Origin of the sequence: Sphingobacterium tabacisoli, assembly GCF_017908035.1 — a bacterium.
Classification (GTDB): Bacteria; Bacteroidota; Bacteroidia; order Sphingobacteriales; family Sphingobacteriaceae; genus Sphingobacterium; species Sphingobacterium tabacisoli.
In genome coordinates this window covers 433,818-454,008 of the sequence record NZ_JAEQMU010000002.1, presented here as the reverse complement: position 1 = coordinate 454,008, position 20,191 = coordinate 433,818, and the positions used below count along the sequence as shown (strand labels likewise).

The 20,191-nt window shown below is 40.3% G+C and carries 14 protein-coding genes; 9 read left to right on the top strand and 5 right to left on the bottom strand.

Features of this window, described 5'->3' with window-relative positions; genetic code table 11:
* Positions 1-2: 2 nt before the first annotated feature.
* Both JKG64_RS12895 and JKG64_RS12890 read left to right on the top strand, forming a co-directional pair.
* Positions 3-2,399 (top strand): TonB-dependent receptor, encoded by a 2,397-nt coding sequence (locus tag JKG64_RS12895; RefSeq protein ID WP_210354727.1) that lies wholly within the window; start codon positions 3-5, stop codon positions 2,397-2,399.
* Between the two features lie 4 nt (positions 2,400-2,403).
* On the top strand, positions 2,404-3,708 hold the full coding sequence (locus JKG64_RS12890) for a hypothetical protein (protein ID WP_210354726.1): 1,305 nt from the start codon (positions 2,404-2,406) through the stop codon (positions 3,706-3,708).
* An 82-nt stretch (positions 3,709-3,790) separates the two neighbouring features.
* Here the strand turns inward: JKG64_RS12890 and JKG64_RS12885 are convergent, their stop codons facing one another.
* Positions 3,791-5,212: an RtcB family protein gene (locus tag JKG64_RS12885; protein ID WP_210354725.1), complete on the bottom strand. Its 1,422-nt coding sequence runs from the start codon at positions 5,210-5,212 to the stop codon at positions 3,791-3,793.
* A 62-nt stretch (positions 5,213-5,274) separates the two neighbouring features.
* A complete protein-coding gene (locus tag JKG64_RS12880) occupies positions 5,275-6,369 on the bottom strand; it encodes a slipin family protein (RefSeq protein WP_210354724.1) in 1,095 nt (364 codons plus the stop codon).
* 853 nt (positions 6,370-7,222) lie between these two features.
* Here JKG64_RS12880 and JKG64_RS12875 point away from each other — a divergent pair.
* Positions 7,223-8,251, top strand: a complete 1,029-nt coding sequence (locus JKG64_RS12875; RefSeq protein ID WP_210354723.1) for a helix-turn-helix transcriptional regulator — start codon at positions 7,223-7,225, stop codon at positions 8,249-8,251.
* 10 nt (positions 8,252-8,261) lie between these two features.
* A complete protein-coding gene (locus JKG64_RS12870) occupies positions 8,262-9,098 on the top strand; it encodes a helix-turn-helix domain-containing protein (RefSeq protein ID WP_210354722.1) in 837 nt (278 codons plus the stop codon).
* Here the strand turns inward: JKG64_RS12870 and JKG64_RS12865 are convergent.
* From JKG64_RS12865 to serC, 3 genes are all read right to left on the bottom strand, one after another.
* Positions 9,073-9,381, bottom strand: a complete 309-nt coding sequence (locus JKG64_RS12865; protein ID WP_210354721.1) for an MFS transporter — start codon at positions 9,379-9,381, stop codon at positions 9,073-9,075. The two genes, JKG64_RS12870 and JKG64_RS12865, sit on opposite strands and share 26 nt — an antisense overlap.
* 93 nt (positions 9,382-9,474) lie before the next feature.
* Positions 9,475-9,903, bottom strand: coding sequence for a nucleoside triphosphate pyrophosphohydrolase family protein (locus tag JKG64_RS12860; RefSeq protein WP_210354720.1), 429 nt, complete (start codon positions 9,901-9,903; stop codon positions 9,475-9,477).
* Positions 9,904-9,931: 28 nt separating this feature from the next.
* Positions 9,932-11,002, bottom strand: a complete 1,071-nt coding sequence (gene serC / locus JKG64_RS12855; RefSeq protein WP_210354719.1) for a 3-phosphoserine/phosphohydroxythreonine transaminase — start codon at positions 11,000-11,002, stop codon at positions 9,932-9,934.
* Positions 11,003-11,519: 517 nt separating this feature from the next.
* Here serC and JKG64_RS12850 point away from each other — a divergent pair.
* The 5 genes from JKG64_RS12850 (at position 11,520) to JKG64_RS12830 (ending at position 20,191) form a co-directional block, all read left to right on the top strand.
* The gene (locus tag JKG64_RS12850) at positions 11,520-12,764 is read left to right on the top strand and encodes a benzoate/H(+) symporter BenE family transporter (RefSeq protein ID WP_210354718.1); all 1,245 of its coding nucleotides are present in this window, start codon (positions 11,520-11,522) and stop codon (positions 12,762-12,764) included.
* Between the two features lie 755 nt (positions 12,765-13,519).
* On the top strand, positions 13,520-14,092 hold the full coding sequence (locus JKG64_RS12845; RefSeq protein ID WP_210354717.1) for an RNA polymerase sigma factor: 573 nt from the start codon (positions 13,520-13,522) through the stop codon (positions 14,090-14,092).
* A gap of 67 nt (positions 14,093-14,159) precedes the next feature.
* The gene (locus tag JKG64_RS12840; RefSeq protein ID WP_210354716.1) at positions 14,160-15,269 is read left to right on the top strand and encodes a FecR family protein; all 1,110 of its coding nucleotides are present in this window, start codon (positions 14,160-14,162) and stop codon (positions 15,267-15,269) included.
* Between the two features lie 11 nt (positions 15,270-15,280).
* Positions 15,281-18,760, top strand: coding sequence for a SusC/RagA family TonB-linked outer membrane protein (locus JKG64_RS12835; RefSeq protein ID WP_210354715.1), 3,480 nt, complete (start codon positions 15,281-15,283; stop codon positions 18,758-18,760).
* 12 nt (positions 18,761-18,772) lie between these two features.
* Positions 18,773-20,191, top strand: a complete 1,419-nt coding sequence (locus JKG64_RS12830; protein ID WP_210354714.1) for a RagB/SusD family nutrient uptake outer membrane protein — start codon at positions 18,773-18,775, stop codon at positions 20,189-20,191.

Genomic DNA, 20,191 nt, shown 5'->3' with positions numbered 1-20,191 from the left:
ATATGCGCTATAGTTATAGCTTTGCTTTTTTGCTGTTTTCATACTGCTTAACAAATTTACTCTTCGCCCAATCAAATGATAGGATACAAGGTCGTGTTATACAACAGGACGGTCGTCCTATTGCGGAGGCGACTATAAAAATAGCTGATCAGACTATCCTATCACGTTCGGATGGTTCCTTCAACAGCACAAAAGCAATAAAAGGAAGACAGATTATTCGAATATCTGCAATCGGATATGTCCCTCATATGGATACCCTAGATATGGATAACGCTAAGAAAGTCTTCCTAGAAATAATACTCTACCCTAAGGAAAATACAATAGACCAAGTTGAGGTTCGCGGAAAAACACAAATACAAAAACTTAGAGAAGAACCTATACGGAGTATTGTAATAGATACAAAAGCTGCTGCCGAACAACCGACTTCACTGGCAGAAATAATGAACAGGGCACCGGGCATACGAATTAGACAAAGTGGCGGAGTCGGCAATCAAGTGGATGTATCTATAAACGGCTTCCAAGGAAATGCAGTGCAATATTTTCGTGATGGAATCCCATTAGAATACCTCGGTGGTGGCTATGGCATCAACAATGTTCCTATCAATCAATTGGAACATGTCGAAATCTATAAAGGAGTGGTCCCCATAAATCTAGGTGGCGATGCTCTGGGAGGAGCTGTCAATCTAGTGACCAACCAAAATCATAAAAAAACATTTCAGGCTTCTTATGAGGTAGGCTCATTTAACACCCACCTAATCAATCTGTCGGGACAGCAACAGTTTCGGAACAATTGGTTTGCTGGCATAGATGCTTTTGTTAATTATTCTGACAACGACTACCAGGTTGATATCGAGACTGTAGACGAGAATGCAAATCTAAAACCAGCGCGGGTAAAACTCTTCCATAATGCTTACAAACACTATTTTACAGAAGCTTATGCTGGTATTAAAAACAAAAAATGGGCTGATGAATTACGCTTGTCCATAGCTCTTTACCAAATAGACAGACAATCCCAGCATCCCGCATTAATGACGAATCCCTATGGCGCAATCAAACTCAACAACAAAGGGATCGTCCCTTCTATCCGTTATAAAAAATCCTTTTGGGATAACCGCATCGACTTAGACCAATTTGTTTCCTACAGTAGCACCAATCGCCACAGAACCGACACCGTAAAAGGCACTTTTGACTGGTATGGAAAATTTACGCCAGGAACCTCCGTTGGAGAAAGTCCAAACCCTTCTTTAGCGAGCATAGATTATAAAAATATAATTAGTAGAACGGCACTATCTTTCCATATCACCCCGCAACATCAGATTCATACCAACTTTATACTCAATCGTAATACACGTCGGGGAAGTGATCCCCTAGGGTTCCGCTTCACGGGAACTGATATAGATGTATTGAGCAAAGAGGCGACCTATCAAAAATCAATACTAGGTTTATCTTGGGAATCCAATTGGTTTAACAAAAGACTAACAAACCAACTGTTTATTAAACATTTTTCTTTTACATCAAAGGGAATCAATGCATTTCTAAGCAACGACACTGACTTAAATAAGTATAAGTCAGTATCTGATCAGAGTTGGGGATTTGGAAATGCAGTCAAATATCAGATCAATAATAGGAGCTTCCTAAGAGCTTCTGTCGAGCTTACCAATCGCCTCCCCCTCCAAGAGGAATTGTTTGGGGATAATGATACCAGAGCTCCTAATTTTGACCTCAAACCAGAGCGGAGTTTTAATGCCAACTTAGGTTATCGCTACGCTACAGAAAACTTTGCGACAGAAGTAGGAACCTTCTACCGCCGTACCAAAGGGATGATACTCTTGACACCTATACAGACGCCATTCTCACAGTACAAGAATCTAGACAGCATACAAGGCTATGGTTTTGATATAGACCTGTCCTATAGATTGTTTAAACATTTTGAAATTACGGGAAATGCAACCTGGCAGGATCTCCGTATGGTTGACATCGGTGTACCATTGTATAAATGGATCGAGGGTACTCGTCTTACCAATACCCCTTATTTTTTTAGCAATATTGGCTTGAAGGCTAATTTCCAAAATGTATTTGCAAAAAATGATGCAATCAAACCTTATATCCATTATAACTTCATCCGTGAGTTTTATCTAGTCCATATTCCGAAAGACAAAGAAGCAGATGGTTTTTTGGGGCTCACAGGTAGCTCCAAAGTCGACACAAAAGACTTAGTTCCTGATCAGAGTTTAATGAATGTCGGCTTCAATTACGTCTTCCCTTCATCAAAATGGTCACTGAGTGCCGAAGTCAAAAATCTTATGGATGCTAAATTATACGATTACTATAAAATACAGCGACCTGGACGAAGTGTGCATGTCAAAATAAATTATTACATAAAATCATTTAAAAGTTAATATCATGAATAAGATCGGTTTTAATTTTGTATTAGGACTATTGTCAACGACTCTATTTTTTGGAGCCTGTAAAAGCGACAAAACTTCTGATCCCGACCCTGAAGAACAATCGCAATCTAAATACGTCGTAATGACGGTCAGTGATCGCAACCAACCCAATGGTGGCGGCTACATATCGGCATTTGATCAATACCCGAGCGGGACAATCTCCAATGTTACAGGAGAAAAGACTCTACAAGGCGTCAAAGGTATGGCAGGCTGGAGACCCTACGGCAACTGGATCTTTAAAATGGTGCGTAGCAGTGATGCCGCTCAAGGTATCGAAAAAATTGAAATTGCTCCTAACGGAAAAGTTACTGTAGGGAAATTCATTTCTTCCAAAAACCAAACCGAAGCCGCTAAATATAATGGAACGGGAAATTTTGTAATACAAAATGAAACATCTGGTTTTTATTGGGATGCTGCAGAACCTCTGAATATCCAAAAATTCAGCCCTGCTGAAATGAGAAATACAGGTTCCATAGACCTTGCTCAAGTGGTGAATGCAAACATCAAAGAAAGTGATGTCAATGGCATCAAATTTAAATCCATAGGCCAAAAGTTTCTTGCCATAAAAGGAGGCAAGTTATTTGCGAACATCACCTATGGCAAACTGAATACGACTCAAGCTGGATTTTTTGACGACTATTTTCCTGACGTCTACATAGCGGTCATAGATATAGCTACGGGCAAACACGAAAAAACCATAAAAATAGAAAACACAGGAGGTATTGCCTATATCAACGATAATCCGATGTACGATTTTGACACCAATGGGGACCTTTATATCGTAACCCAGGGAACGCATGCACAGGGACTTGGAGGAAAATCCAAAATAGTCCGTATAAAAGCCAACGAAACCGATATTGACAAAGACTGGACACTGCGCTTCTCCGATTTCAGAGCAGCAGATGATGGCAAGTTTGTGGGGGTGCATGCTAAAAACGGCCAGCTAATTCTCGTCTTAAATACAGATCCGTTAACTGGAGGGCCAACTGGAAATATAAACAGCAAAGACATCTGGAAATTCCACGTCGTAGATGTCACTAAAAAATCCTTTAAAGAGATTGAAGGTATACCAACTGGAATCAATCCTGGTGCGGCCCTAGCTGTGGTAGAGGTTGATAATAAAGTATTATTAAGAGGTGCTGTTTCTTCAGGAGCAAATGCGTACTACGAGTATAACTACGCTACCAATACCGCTACGAAATCGTTTGAAGTAAAAGAAGGTGGAACACTAACGGGATTTGTAAAAATACAGCTTAAATAAAATAACTTTATACCTATATCAATTTTCTGGATAAGGGTTGCAACGAGTTGCAACCCTTATTTTATATAGCCAATCGAATACCCTAATCTTCTCGAGAACCATCGTCTGCCATACGAACAATCTTAGGTAAAAAAGTAGCTACCACATCCACCAATCCAGTTTGAGCGGCCATTACCGTATGGATATCTTTGTATGCCATTGGTGCTTCATCCATTCCCGCTCCCAACAAACGCACCCCATTATCAGCAAGCATCATCTTCAATTCCACTGCAGACAACGTCTTAATAGCCTGTGTACGGCTCATCAATCGTCCGGCACCATGAGAAGCTGAGTTAACAGCGGCCTCTTCACCTTTACCGCGGACTAAAAAACCTGGAGTAGCCATAGAGCCAGGAATAATTCCCATTACCCCTTTACCTGCTGGTGTTGCCCCTTTACGGTGCACAATTACCTCTGTTCCATTATACTGTTCTTTCCAGGCAAAATTATGGTGGTTCTCAATCTTCGTCAAGAGAGCAGCTCCCAATGCAAGTCTAATCTTATCATGGATTACCTCGTGACAGGCAGAAGCATAATCTCCTGCCAGGTTCATCGCCAACCAGTATTCTTGTCCCTCTGCCGAATTCAAATCAAGATAAGCCAGATTCTCTGCCTGATAGGGAAGCTTACACAATTGCTTTGCTAGCTTTGTATAATGTCCTGCGATAGTCGCACCTAATCCACGCGATCCAGAATGTGTCAACAACGCTAGATATTTCCCTTTTTCTACCCCTAAAGCTGGATCTGAATCTGCAAACTCCATTACCCCAAATTCAACGAAGTGATTCCCCCCGCCCGAAGAACCTAATTGCGTCCAAGCCTTATCTTTCAAGGCCCGAACAAAAGCATTGGACTCAAAAACAGAACTATCTAAGACACTATGATCTACACGCTCGTGCTTCAGATATCCGTTACCAGCTCCAAAACGCGTGTGCTTCATAATCAATTCCTCCAATCTATCTTTATATTCCTCAATATAAGTCGCCGGGATATCAAATACAGATAAAGCCATACGGCAACCGATATCTACCCCTACTCCATATGGTATCACTGCATTATCAGTAGCCAACACACCCCCGATAGGTAGGCCATACCCCTGATGAGCATCCGGCATAAGCGCTCCCGTAACAGTAACAGGCAATCGCATGGCTATATCCATCTGTTTTCTTGCTCCTGCCTCAATATGTTCTTCTCCAAACACCCTATAGGCTAAGGATTCATCACGTAAGGGAATACATTCGTCCATGATACTATCCTGTAGTAATAACACTTCAGCCAATGGCTTGAATACTTCGTCCGTCAAAAATTCGTTTGGATCCGTTAATACCGCTTTAAAATTGGCTAACATCTGTTCACGCGTAAAACCTAATCGCCTCTTATTAATCTTCAGTGCTACCCCCATCGCATGATTCTCTTTATAACCTATCGCTAGTAAATCATTACCATTGATTCTCTTATTTTCCATTTCCTGTTAAAATTATACAAGTGTTACTTTAAAATTTACTTCTATTTTTTCCTACAGCGCCCCTACTTAACGAACAACTGTTTTAATTGATCGACAATCTGCCCATTTCCAGATACCGAGATACTGTTGATCTTCTCCGCGATCTTCTCCACATACTCCATCTCCTTCAACTTGAACAACATCGTATTCTCCTCCATTAACTTGGCGGTATTCAACAAGCTTCTTGTAGAAGCTGTTTCCTCTCGACGCATAATAATATTAGCCTGTGCCCGCTTCTCTGCAATCAATACCTGGTTCATGATCTCTCGCACATCACCTGGCAAGATAATATCCTTAAGCCCCCCCGTCAATAACCGTACCCCCAGACCATCAGCTTCATCTGCTGTAGCTTCAATCACATATTTGGAAATTTCTACTTTATTTTCCATTAATTCATCCAACGTCATCTGTCCAATATAGCGACGTAACACCAACTGCATCGACGAATACAATTGTTTTTCAAAATCCTTATTTTCCACCAAAGCCCGCTCGATCGAATTAACCCGGTATTGTACCGAGAAATTAATTCTTAGCTGTGCTTTATCTTTCGTCAGAATTTCTTGTCCCGTAATCTCTAGTGTAGTCACACGTACATCTACCTTACTCACAGCAATACTTCTCGCATTCTTCCACCAATAGTAAGTACCAGCTTCCAGAAGCTTTACAAAAACTCCATCGACAAACAATACACCTTTTTCGCACACTTCGACCTTATATTGACGCACATAGTAAGCCAATGTTTGCTTTTCTAAAAGTTGACGTGATACCGTATCCGAAATAGCAATATCTGAAATATTTTCAATCTGTATACGGTAGGATTGCAATCCCTTCCAGAACACATGCCGCCCCGCCGCAAGTACTTTATTAAAATTATTATTCACAAAAACCAGCGCCAATTCGTCGTCAGCGATATCGACTACTTCGACCACAGCCGCGAAACCGTCGATCTGTAGCAACACATCGATGTCATGAACGGTATGAAATGGCTTAGACAGATCATAGCATTCCAATTTTTCGCCAAAACCTAACCAATACTTTCCTTGTGTCAGCACACGCACTGCCAAGTTATGCTTAACAACTATACCTACCTGATTTACATTTACTGTTACTCTTTTCATGATATTTCTTTTTAATGCTGTTTTTAAATTACTTAACAAGCTTTTCGTGTTCTGTCCATCGCTCCCAAACGGAATCCAAAAGGAGCATTTTATTTCCATTCCCATAGGTTATAAAAATATTCCTATGATCACGGTGCAAAAATGCCTGTTCTGAATTGCAGAGTATGGTTGCGATTGTCCTATCCATCTTTTATTCCAGCAAGAATCAGTAATACCGACTCAGACTTTCTAAAAAACAAATACGACCGAACAAAAGACGAAAAGCTCTAATGAAGACTTTTTGAAAGAAAGTCTAAACTTAATCAAAGCAGAATTCCTAAATTCTGTGCATTCGGCCACTATGCTATTCTACTTGCGTAGAAGTGGGATTCGAACCCACGTTTGATGAGTTGTTGTTCTACCAGACTGAACTATCCCGACGAGTCGGAAGCAGGATTCGAACCTGCGACATACAACGCTGTAGTTACGCACCGCGCAACTCATTTCCTCTAAACCGTATACTTTGCCAGCATATTGTATTCTATTGAACCAACACTATCCTGCTATGCAGAAACAGGAGACCAGGGCAGCCTACACGATATTAAAGGCTTCTTTGTGCATTATGCACCTATCTTAAAGCTTGACGCTATTTTTAATCAAAGAACAATTGTCGTTACCGACATTACAAAGGTGCGCCCATCACTACGCAACGGTTATGCGTATTAAAAAAAAGAATACAAAAAAAAAACTAAAACCCTGTTTATCAACTAGAATAAAAACAACAAAAGAATAAAAAAATGATATTACGCAAATAGAATGCGTAGTAAAATAAATACCCTATATTTACACTGTACATATTTTTCTTACCTCACACATGGCAACGAATAAACTCGCGCTCATCCGATACAAAATCATTGACAGCTGTCTTCGGCAGACCCACCGCAAATGGACACTAGAAGACTTAATAGAACGGGTTTCTGACGGACTTTATGAGTTTGAAGGTATCCATAGTGGAGTAAGCAAAAGAACCGTACAGGGAGACATACAATTAATGCGAAGTAATAAACTGGGTTATAATGCGCCCATCGTCGTTCTCAACCGTAAGTTCTACACCTACGACGACCCCCACTATTCCATCAGCAATTCGCCTCTCTCTGACCGTGATATATCTAAGATGAAAGATGCTGTTGACATTCTAAAGCACCTTAATGGTTTCTCCTATTTTGAAGAAATGAGTGACATGATTGTGCGTTTAGAAAACAGCCTGTCCAAGCAGACCGACAAATCCGCTTCGCATATACAACTGGAGAGCAACAATCTATTAAAAGGATTGAATTGGATTACGCCCATACATAAGGCGATACGAGAGCAGATCCCACTACTCATAAGTTATAAATCGTTTAAGTCAAAAACCGAACAAGAAACCGTATATTATCCCTATCTACTCAAAGAATACCGAAACAGGTGGTTTGTCATCTGTCAACCCAAAAAAGGAAAAACACTGATTACACTAGCGCTAGATCGTATAGAAGATCTGAATGAAATGGAAAAATCGGGATACGTCCCCTACAGTGGTATAGATTTCGAACGCTATTATGCAGACACTATCGGTGTCACAAAATCAGAAAAAGACAGAGGGCATCGTGTCATATTACAGGTCGATTCCAAAAATGCGCCCTATGTCACAACCAAACCCATACACCCATCTCAACAACTCCTGAATACCGAAGCCGATGGTACCGTATTAATTCGCCTCGATGTGGTATTGAATTTCGAACTGGAACGCGAAATATTAGGTTTTGGAGAATCGGTGAAAGTGTTAGCACCAAAAACCTTAGTAGATCGCATCAAACGCAGAACACGTAAGATGTTACAACAGTATATAGAAAAGCAAAATACCTAAAGCTAGAAACATGAAATCATTAACATTAGGCCAACATTTCGGAAAGAGCAAAAGAAAGATTAAATTCAACAACCTCATTATAAGCGAAGCGGTAATTGCCCCTAATTCCCACGTACCTTGGCATTATCATGAGAATGCTTACTTCCTTTACAGCGTCAAGGGCAATTTTATGGAGGTCAATAAAAAAGAGAAAATACAATGTTCACGTAATACATTACTCTATCACAATTGGCAAGAACCCCATTACAATGAAAGCATCTCCGAAGGTGTCAATTATTTTCATATCGAGATTGAAAAGAAATGGTTTTATCAAAAAGAATTAAACCCCGATATCATAGAGGGTAGCATAAACATACATCATCCCGAGATTAAATCCCTATTCCAAAATATATACAAAGAGCTCAACGTACAAGATGCCGTTACCCCCATGGCGATTGAAGGCATGTTGCTACAGGCTTTTGCACTATTACAACGCGATACACAAAAAATTACATTAGGACATCCTCCCAAATGGGTCAATAGACTAAAAGAAATCATAGCTGATTCTTACGACGTTAACCAGTTAGATTTACAGCAATTGGCGGAGCAAATTGGAATCTCAGCGGTCCATCTTTCACGGACTTTCCCCCGTTATTTTGGCGAAGATCTTAGTCGATTCATCCGCAGACGAAAGATTGAGCTCAGCAAAGAACTCCTCGATCGTGGAGACCTATCCAACTCAGGTATCGCTTACCAATGTGGGTTTGCAGATGAAAGCCACTTTATTAAAACATTCAAAAATTACTATGGAATGACTCCTGGAGACTACAAAAAACAAACAGCTAAGCAATATAAAAACCGTCTTTAGTTCGTCGAGGAAAAAGAAAAACTACAAGCCCCAGAAGAGGCAATAGACTAATTATATTCTGTATATAATCTATACCCTTCACGTCTGCCAAACTTCCCAGAATTGCAGCCCCTATCCCACTCATCCCCATAGCTACCCCATAAAACAATCCGGATACCATGCCAATTTTGTTGGGCACCAGTTGCTGGGCGTACACCAATATTGGAGAAAACGACAAAGAAATCAAAAATCCTACTACAGTAATCAACACCACAGCGGTGGTAATGTCCCCATAAGGAACCATAACAGCGAACGGAATACTGCCCAATACAGATTTATCTCATGAGATTTTGGCAGGTATGTCGATTGACTGATCACTTGTGTTTTTAATTTTCGATTAATACAATTTACCATGTAATTCAGCCCGTCCCTTATTATACATTAATTTTGCCCAGATATGACTTTCCAGATCAATATCAAGTGCTGCTGCGAGATCGAATAACCGAATGACAGCATCGGCAATCTCATCTTCTAAAGTATCCTTTACCATATCCAGAAACAGTTGAGATAACACTTTATAATGGCGATCCATTGCGAATTCGTACAACTGGTACCCTGCTTTTTCTACCGTTTCCTCAAAATCAGCAAACCTAACGCGTCTACCTTTTCGATCCGCCTCCAAAGCCTCTCCGAGCTCGCCTGTAATTAACATCAGGCATTCTCCTATATTGATCTCTCTATTCCAAAATCCTTTCTCCTTATTCTGTTGAAATATCGCTCTACATAACTCGTTCAGGTGGGGCATTTCAATTTTCTTGTTTTCCATGGCAAACTTAAATTGGGTTAAATATATATCAATATTGCTTTATCCGTGTAAACTCACGCATAGTCTCTACCAAAAACTCGACAGCTTTTAAATCCACTGCATTATACAGTGACGCTCTAAATCCACCTACATGCCGGTGTCCAGCTATTCCTACGATGCCTCTCTGCGATGCGAAAGTCGAAAATTCATATTCCAGATCTTTAGCGTTCATGACAAAAGTGACATTCATACGCGAGCGGTCTTCTTTCCTTGCTGTTCCGGAAAAAAGAGGATTATCATCAATTTCCTGATACAAAAGCGCTGCTTTACGTATATTTTCCTGTTCGATAACGGATACTCCTCCCTTAGCAGCTAACCAACGTAAATTAAGCATCGTTACATATATGGCGTATACCGCTGGTGTATTATATAGTGACCTGTGAGCCACATGCACTCCATAGTCAAAAATAATTGGTATATCCCGACCTGTTCTTCCCAGGATACCTTTTTTGACAATGACTAGCGTCATACCCGCTGGCCCGGTATTCTTTTGCGCTCCAGCATAGATTAGACTATAGGCAGACACATCAATAACCCTACTAAAAATATCGGAGGACATATCACATACTAAAGGTATATCTACTTGGGGAGTCTCAAAGATCCCTGTCCCATATATGGTATTATTGGAAGTAAAATGGTAATATGCAGCATCTTTCGACACGGTAAATCCCTTAGGATAAAAGCTATAATCCGCATTGACAGAACTTGCTATAACAGATACCTTCCCGAATTTTTTGGCTTCAGCGATTGCTTTACTCGACCACATCCCTGTGTCTAAATAGATAGCGGTTCCATCATCGGGTAACAGGTTCATGGGCACCATCGCAAAATGAGAACTCGCTCCACCTTGCAAAAAAATAATATCATGTGTATCAGGCACAGCCAATAATTGACGTGCCAACTGCTCTGTTTCATTAAGCACCTCTATAAAATGCTCACTCCTATGCGATATCTCCAAAATAGAAAGTCCCGTGTTGTTAAAGTTCTGAACGGCTGCTGCTGCTTCTGCCAAGACCTCTTTCGCCAACTTACCAGGCCCCGCTCCAAAATTGTATTTCATACCCATAATAAATATTTATAAACCATCAGCACCAACTGAATCATGGGCATAAAGCTAGGAGTAAATTGGAGGAGTAAAGTAGTGCAGTTTATTTTATTCATCTAGACCAGATTGTACGAATGGGCTCATGTAAAATTCGTGGACTGCCTCCATATGCAACTTCTGGTTCATTCATAAACTATAAAAACTTCCTTACTTTTGAAATAGAAGTTGAAGTAGATAGAAGATTGGGGCATCATTGCTTTTTTTTAAACGATTTCCCCAATTAGGCACGAGTCGCTCGACTCGTACTTCTTTTTTAAACACCTAATAATGAAAACATTTAGGTCACTCACTCCTAATCAAATAATTAATCTGGTCCCTCAATAATAAAGAATCTGTACCATCCATGCATATCTATTTAGATTTACTTTTGTCGCAAAGTTCAAGAGAGTCTATAGATATAAAAAGAATAGTTTATCTGATATCCTAGATCCTTTTTCAATATTTCTTTAACAACATTAAACCAGTGTCATCAATGAAAACTAGAGAAGAAGACAAACTAAAAGCCAGTGATCTACCAAGTATCATCATCGCAGGTTTCGTTTCTGTGATCGTAAATTATGGAGGTACCTTTATTTTAATTTTTCAGGCAGCAAAAGTCGCAGGATTAAGTCCCGAATTGACCTCGTCATGGGTATGGGCGGTATCACTTGGAACCGGATTGACAGGGCTTTGGTTGAGCATACGCTACAAAACGCCCATCATTACCGCATGGTCAACCCCAGGAGCGGCATTCCTTATCACGGCACTGGCTACAGTACCTTATTCCGAAGCCATTGGTGCCTATGTCGTATCAGGTGCTGCTTTTCTTATACTTGGCCTTTCCGGAATGTTCGACCGCGTGATCAAACTAATCCCACAAGGGATTGCTGCAGGATTATTGGCTGGTATCCTCTTCCCTTTCGGGATCAATGCTTTCAAAGAAATATCCGTAGACCCAGTATTGGTCTGTCTTCTGTTTGTCGCATTTATATTTCTAAAACGCCTTACGTCAAGATATGCCATATTAGGGGTTTTGGTCATCGGACTTTCCTACCTCCTGATTACTGATAGTATCACTTTTAGCACACTGGAATGGAGTCTATCCAAACCTGTATTTACTGCGCCTGTATTCTCGGCCAATGCTTTATTGAGTGTTGCTTTACCCCTCTTTATAATCACATTGACAGGGCAATACATGCCCGGTATGCTCGTCCTCCAAAATGATGGTTACAAGGACATGAGTGCCAATCCGATACTGACTGTTACAGGCTTAGGGTCTATGGTATTTGCTGTCTTTGGATCGTCTCCATTTAACATTGCTGCCATTACAGCAGCAATAGCTACAGGAACAGATACACACGAAAATCCAAAAAAAAGATATATTGCCGGCATAACATGTGGCATCCTGTATTCCTTGGTAGGCATTTTCGGGGTGACCTTTGTAGCACTGTTCATGGCATTTCCCTCTTCCTTCATCGCGATGTTGGCGGGCTTGGCATTATTAGGTACCATTGCAGGCAGTATATCCAGTGCCATGGCAGATGTAAAGACCAGAGAAGTAGCACTGATCACATTTTTAGTCTCTGCTGCAAATATTAGTCTATTTGATATCGGAGGAGCTTTTTGGGGGCTAGTAGCCGGCCTCCTGGCTTATATGGTGATCAATGGTAAGTTCAAGTGGTTCAACAAAGACAAAAAAAACAGCATTAAAAATAAAGAATTCGTCAATCTTTCCTAAAGATAAATATCCACCTTATTAAATTGGAGTACCAGCTTCGGTGATCGCCTGAATACTACGCTCAAGAATAACAGATAACTTCATATCAGGAGATCCCGGAGCCTTTTTACACAGCTTATCAGGAAAGCATAGGTGGTTTTGAAGGAATCTATGACTGTCTCATTCCACATCCAAAGCATTTCCTAATTGACCATAGCGAACAAGTTGAGGTGTGTATCGACGTCTTCTCAGAGCAACAAAATGAAGATCAGGTATTGGATATATTAGGTTACAATAAAAAGAAGTAACACCGTTAATATTCGACACCTATTATTCTCTTCACATCAATCTATTCTACGCATGTTCCGGAAAATATTATTTAATCAATTTATACTATCCGCATTAGGATCAATAATATTGACCCTTTGGTCCAAAGAAAACGGACCATTCGGGTACTATTCATTTTTTTATTATATGATTAGCCTCCAGACAATACAATATTTTATCACCAAAAAATTTAGAATCTAAATATACAGAGTTTTTATAGTTAGCCAATCATAGTATTTACCACAACATTTTCTAAATCTTTAAGAGACTCTGCTAGTGCCATTGAAAGCTTTTTCTTTCTTTATAGCAAAAAAAGGAGGTTCTGATTTATTTCGTGTCTAGGATAATAATTATAATGGGATAAAACAACGTAAAGAGCCAATATTTAAGATATCACCCCGACTAAGATTCAAATTAGAAATCTTTTATACTTACCTTTGTTTACCTTTATGAATCAGATCAAACATAGCGATTGTAGTGATGAGCAGCTCTTCGACCTAGTGAAACTAGGCGATGAAATAGCCTATCAGCATCTTTACGATCGTTTTTTTTATCTTCTTTTCGCTCAGGCCAAACGTAAGGTAAATACCAAGGAAGATGCTCAGGATCTCACCCAGGATATATTTATGAATCTGTGGAAAAAACGCTCCAAAATCAATATAGAAGGTAAAGTAGTCCATTTTCTCTTTGCATCCCTACGAAATAGTATCATCAATTTTTATATTAAAACAAAAAAACAAGGCGAACGGGAAGAGCTATTCCAATATTTTAACAACTTGTACGAAGAAACTACCTCCCGCACTATCCACAAAAATGAATTGGAACGCATCATACAAAATGAAATAGATGCTCTCCCTCTTAAGATGAAACAGATCTACCTACTTAGTAGAAATCAGGAGCTATCCCATAAAGAAATTGCAGAGTTAATGGCCTTATCCGAATTAACGGTGAAGAAGCAGGTTGCAAATGCCCTCAGAATCCTCAAACAAAAGATCCATTACGTTCTTTTTTCTACATTTTAGTATTTTTTTATTTTTTCTCTACTCCCTTCCTGCTTTTGTCTTGTCTTGTTAACTGAAGACCTATTTAATGATGATGACAAAACGCGAGATCAAAAAATTATTGAGACGCTATACCAGTGGGGCTGCATCCAGATCCGAAAGAGATGCCGTAGAGTCTTGGTATACTTCTGTTGAATATGACAATCGCCTTCAAGTTCAAGAATATGAACAGGCTAAGGAATCCGTATGGAACAATATAAATCCACATCAAAGGAGTAGAAGACGCTTCCTTCGTTATGCGGGTATCTTCATCATGCTATGTTCTATTTCATTACTATATTACAGCATCTATAGAGACAACACCGTAGACACACTTGCCGAGACCTCTGAAATTACCCCAGGAGGTAACCGTGCAGTGTTGGTTCTTGGGTCAAAAGATTCAGTAAATCTCAGTCAACTCACTACGGGCGACATCATACGTCATGAAGGCATTAAAATAGAGAAACTAAGTGATGGAACCATATCATACGAAACAGATTCCACGACAAATGATATTGCAAGCATTAATAAATTAATTGTCCCACGCGGCGGACAATATAGAATAGTATTATCGGATGGTTCCATAGTATCTATTAATTCTGAATCAACCATCGAATTTCCTTCCCAATTCACAGGCAACGAACGTCGAATAAAAATGCTTGGAGAAGGATATTTTGAGGTAGCCAAGAACAAAAACAAACCTTTTATTGTAGAGTCCAAAGGACAGAAGGTGACCGTACTCGGCACCAAGTTCAATATTAAGGCCTATCCAAATGACACACATACACTAACAACGCTGCTCGAAGGGAAGGTAGAAGTTAGCTTTTCAAAAGGAAATGCTATACTTCTTCCTGGAGATCAGTCTATATTCGATGGAAAAAATATAAAGATCTTATCAGCTAAAACAGCTAGCGAAATCTCTTGGAAAGACGAATTGTTTGTATTTGATAGCGAACCATTGGAAAGCATCATGCAGAAAATAGCACGTTGGTACGATGTCGATATTGTTTTTGACAACAGAGAACTAGAGAAAAAGCAGTTTACCGGAACCATTTCCAAGCATAACCAGATCGGACAGGTCCTCAATCTGTTGGAGATGACGGGGAAGGTCAAATTCACCATTCGAAATAAAACAATCTATATACAAAAGAATAACTAACACTAAATTTTATGAATATAAACTTCTTAAAACACGTAAGATATTATCTTACGATGCTTCTACTAAGCACCTTTTTCATGCCATTCTCAATGGCCAGTTACGCCCAAAAAATTACGATTAAAGCTGAACGCAGCCCGCTCAAGTCAGTTCTTCAACAGCTGGAAAAGCAGAGCTCATACCGCTTTCTATATGCAGACGAGAGTCTTACAGAATCATTACCGGTAACCATCAATACAGTGAATGCTGACTTTCGGGAGGTCCTTAGAGAAATATTCAGTACACAACCCTTAGAGGTCCAAGTCCAGGAAAAAAATATAATCATCAAAAATAAACAACAGCAATCCGGGACTTTATCGGGAATAGTGAATCAATATGAAACGAAAATTCCCATGAGTGGTGTTACAGTAAAAATTGTAGGTAACAACCTTGACCGTATTACAATATCCGATGCACAAGGACACTATTCATTTACCGATCTTCCTTACGGAGTATACCAGTTATCGTACAGTTTTGTCGGCTATCAGACCACGGCAGCGATGGTCCAGGTTCAAAAGCCTACTGTACTCTACAATATGACCCTCACACAGTTAGATGAAAAATTGGAGCAGGTGGTCGTCATTGGCTATGGTAGCAAGCAACAAAAAGACCTTACCAGCTCCATATCCTCTATCAATCAAGAGAAACTCGCTGACTTCAGCAACAATAGTGCTACCTTTGAATCTATTCTTGGTGGTGCTGCAAAAGGGGTAATGGTAACCCAAAACTCAGGTGCCCCCGGCTCCACGGCCAAGCTCAATATCCGTGGGATCACTTCCCCCCTATCTGGAAGTTCGAACGAACCGCTATACGTTATTGACGGTATTCCCTTTTTTATTGAAGGCAGCGTAGGAGATTTTCCGACCATCAACCCTTTGGTAAATATTCCCGTATCCGAGATTGAAAGCATAGATATTCTAAAAGATGCCGCTGCTACAGCGATCTATGGATCAAGGGGAGCCAATGGTGTGGTTATAGTCAAGACAAACAGAGGCAAAAAAAACAATCCTTTCAAAGCATCGGTCGACTATACACATTCTATCAGTAACCCTACAAAAATGTACAAACCACTTTCTGTCGATCAATTTAAGGAAGTCCAAAACCGCATCATAAACAACACAATTGGTGCGATTAATAATGGACAGATCGACCCCTATGTGGCGTTCTATACCCAAGTTCCTGGAATGGAAATTTTTGCCAACATCCTTCCGACAGAAGACGATGGGTTTGGCACTCCATTAAAGTACCAATTTGATGGACTAAAGGCAGATGCTTTCTATAATGGCAACACCGACTGGACACAAGTTATCCGCAATAAAAATGCACGTACATCGCAGGCCAATGTGACGCTAACCGGAGGTACCGACAATAGCAATATGGCTTTCAACTTTAATGCATTTGATCAGGACGGGCTCTACATCAATAACAACCTACAACGGTATAGTGGGCGTTTGTCATTTGATAGTGATATTACCGATCGTTTATCCGCTGGTGCCTCACTAGGGTATTCTTATAGTAGGATGAAACATGGTCAACAAATATTTGCAGATGGCGTTACCAAACCTTGGTTGGTAAGACCTGATATTGCACCTTATGATTCTGAAGGCAACTTTACAACAATAGATGGAAGCAGTATGTACGGTGCACCTGTGGCTTTATCCAACCCTTTAGCGCAACTCCACAATAAGGGCAACAATAATATGCATCAGTTTTTAGGATCAGCCTATGCTGCTTACAAAGTTTTCGAGGGTTTTAAGCTCCACGGAGATATTAGCATAGCTTCTTATAACGGCGAAGCCAGTATCTTTTCACCGACCTACGCAACAGATGATTTCAGTATATTTGGTTCTACCTTGTATGCCTCTCTAAATACGAATACATCCAAAAACAGCAATACCAGCGTAAACTTCCGAGCAGATTACGATTGGAAAAAAGATGGTCATCAGTTATACGCTATGGCTGGTATCGGTTTTGACCGATTTAAAAATTGGGGTGATTCGCATTCCTATGAGGAGTTTCCGGATAACGAGATACTGATCGACCCAGGATCAGCTGCCCGTATCAATTATTTTTCCTATTACCGGACAGATCAAGGTTTAAATTCCATATATAGCCGTTTGAGTTATAAATTTCAAGATCGCTATCTCGCCGAAGCGAATTTCCGAACGGACGAATCTTCCAAGTTTGGTCCCGGTAACAAACGAGCTTACTTTCCTTCTCTTTCCTTAGGCTGGCGCATTAACAAAGAAAGCTTTATGATGTCTACAGATTGGGTAAATGATCTTAAATTGCGTCTGAGCTGGGGTAATACCGGTTCTACTAATATCAGCGATTTTCTGTACCGACAGTTTTTTGTACGGGGCTCTAGTGATCTGTGGGGCGGCAGCCCTGCCATCGTGCTGGATGATAACCTACCAAACCGCGACGTTAAATGGGAGAAAACTCGTGAATACAACACCGGCCTCGATTTTGCATTTTTCAACAATCGTTTTACCGGTAGCGTCGATGTATATGATCGATATACTACTGGGGCGTTAGCACCAGCACCAGCACCACTTGAAGCAGGAACTACCCAATATTACGCCAATATCATTGATATGAGCAACAAAGGCTTTGAGCTTGAACTAGCTTATGACATCCTGAAGAAACAAGACTTCACCTGGAATCTGGGATTCAATATTGCCAGAAACAAAAATAAGATTGAAAAATTAAATGGTGCCAATATCAACCAATACTCAGTAGACAGCTATTTAGAGGGCTATCCAGCGGGAACAAGAAAAGGCTACCTAGTCGAAAAAATATTTGATTATCAAGAAGAAATCGACGCGCTTAACCAATCATCACCGACAGGATACTATCAAAATTCGGCAACAGGTATAGGTGACTACAAGTATAAAGATCTCAATGGAGATGGTGTTATCAATATCGACGACCGCGAAGTTATAGCTACCGCACAGCCAAAATATTTCGGCGGTATATATAACCGTATAAAGTATAAAAATCTGAATTTCTCTTTCGTATTTCAGTATTCTAAAGGTGCTAGAGCTGTAATGGATGACTTTAGAACAAGTTTTTTCGGATCACTCGGAGAGAGTCTTAACGAGGAGATGTACAATGACATGTGGTCTCCGAGCAATCAACAGGCCCATTTTGCCAAGATTACCTACTATGATCCAGCATCCAATTCCAGAACTTCGGACCGTTTAGTGTACGAGACTTCCTTCTTACGGCTCAAAAACATCAATCTTAGCTATACATTACCTCAAAAGCTAACAGAGAGCTGCAAGATAGGTCAACTCTCTGTATTTGCCTCCGCCTCCAACTTATGGACCATCACAAAATGGCCGGGGCTAGACCCAGAATTTATAGGTACCTACATCGCCACTAATACAAGTAACAATGATGCATACCCGATGTCTAAGACTTATTCATTTGGTATCAAAGCGACATTTTAACGAGACCCAAACATGAAAACAACATATATAGGAATTTTATTAGCAGGTATACTAGGCCTTTCCTCCTGCTCTATGGTAGGCGATATTGATGATATCAAGCCTTATTACAAAATGGAAAGTGATAATGTCGTTTATAACAGCGAATCTGCTGAGTCTGTGCTACGGGGTGTATACAAAAGCTGGCGCACCTTTAATGTCTCTACTTTCAGACCTTATATGTCCATCTTGTCTGGAACTACCGCTAGTAAAGGCGGAGGTCTTACCGGCGGACAGGAATTTGTGACAAATAGCATACAAGCTGATAATATAGCTTTATCAAATATATACCAAGGCACATACCTTACTATTAATACAGCAAACAATCTGATTAAACTGATGGAGCGAGGTGATGCCAAAGGTATGCCCGAACAGAGGGTTAAGGAAATAATTGCCGAGTGTAAATTTCATCGTTCATTGGCACATTTTCAGATCTTACGTCATTTCGGTTATTTTTTCGATTTAAATTCCCCTTATGGCATTGTATTAAGGAATACGCCATTTGAAGGGACAGAAACTGCTACCCGCGCCAGCGTGCAAGACAGCTATACCTTTATCCTGGAGGATCTAGATTATGCGATCGCTAATGCTGCAACAAATAGTACACATCATTACTATATTACACAGACCAGCGCGAAAGCATTAAAAGCAAAAGTGTTGCTCCATATGGGCAAAATGGCTGAAGCGGAGCAATTAGCCAAAGAAGTTATTGAGGAAGCGAACAATTACGGTTACAAACTTGAAAACACCTTTAAATCGTTATTTGAGAATGGTTATGAGTCGACAGAGGCACTATTTTCAACGTATACGCATGGGTCATTAGAAGTTGTTTCTGACCTCGTTTCCCGTACGACTTATAGCGAATACACCAAACGTTTAGCTGATAACCTTGTCAATGGAGAGACAGACGGAGATCTAACGACCGGTCAGGGCTATGACTTTAGGTTCTACTTCATGTTCAATCCTAATTCTGCAGGCCCTTTAGGCAATGGAAAATACCCTTATGCTTCAAACGGAGCCGGGAAACACAATACACAGATGATACTTCGTCTAGGTGAAATCTATCTGGTGCATGCAGAGGCCGCTGCACACAACAAAAACTATGTAGCAGCCCGCGAGAGTCTACAATCTATCGCTTCCCGCGCTGGCTATGCCAACGATTATGCTTCGACATTGAGCGACAATCAACTCTTGTCCTTCATCTTTAAACATAAAACTTTAGAGTTGTTCTCAGAGAATGGTGAAGATTGGTTTGATTTCGTTCGATACTACAAAGCGGGAAATATAGGATTAGGAGATATTAAATCAACCATAAAATCCGAATCACAATTGGTACTTCCCATTCCACAGGTAGCCCTTGCCGGAAATAAGGAACTAGCTCCAAACCCTTTGTAA

Coding starts and splice junctions, on each gene's coding strand:
- JKG64_RS12870 (WP_210354722.1), top strand. CDS start 8,262: ATGAAATCATTAACATTAGGCCAACATTTCGGAAAGAGCAAAAGAAAG.
- serC (WP_210354719.1), bottom strand. CDS start 11,002: ATGAAATACAATTTTGGAGCGGGGCCTGGTAAGTTGGCGAAAGAGGTC.
- JKG64_RS12865 (WP_210354721.1), bottom strand. CDS start 9,381: ATGGTTCCTTATGGGGACATTACCACCGCTGTGGTGTTGATTACTGTA.
- JKG64_RS12845 (WP_210354717.1), top strand. CDS start 13,520: ATGAATCAGATCAAACATAGCGATTGTAGTGATGAGCAGCTCTTCGAC.
- JKG64_RS12835 (WP_210354715.1), top strand. CDS start 15,281: ATGAATATAAACTTCTTAAAACACGTAAGATATTATCTTACGATGCTT.
- JKG64_RS12895 (WP_210354727.1), top strand. CDS start 3: ATGCGCTATAGTTATAGCTTTGCTTTTTTGCTGTTTTCATACTGCTTA.
- JKG64_RS12850 (WP_210354718.1), top strand. CDS start 11,520: ATGAAAACTAGAGAAGAAGACAAACTAAAAGCCAGTGATCTACCAAGT.
- JKG64_RS12840 (WP_210354716.1), top strand. CDS start 14,160: ATGATGATGACAAAACGCGAGATCAAAAAATTATTGAGACGCTATACC.
- JKG64_RS12860 (WP_210354720.1), bottom strand. CDS start 9,903: ATGGAAAACAAGAAAATTGAAATGCCCCACCTGAACGAGTTATGTAGA.
- JKG64_RS12890 (WP_210354726.1), top strand. CDS start 2,404: ATGAATAAGATCGGTTTTAATTTTGTATTAGGACTATTGTCAACGACT.
- JKG64_RS12885 (WP_210354725.1), bottom strand. CDS start 5,212: ATGGAAAATAAGAGAATCAATGGTAATGATTTACTAGCGATAGGTTAT.
- JKG64_RS12830 (WP_210354714.1), top strand. CDS start 18,773: ATGAAAACAACATATATAGGAATTTTATTAGCAGGTATACTAGGCCTT.
- JKG64_RS12880 (WP_210354724.1), bottom strand. CDS start 6,369: ATGAAAAGAGTAACAGTAAATGTAAATCAGGTAGGTATAGTTGTTAAG.
- JKG64_RS12875 (WP_210354723.1), top strand. CDS start 7,223: ATGGCAACGAATAAACTCGCGCTCATCCGATACAAAATCATTGACAGC.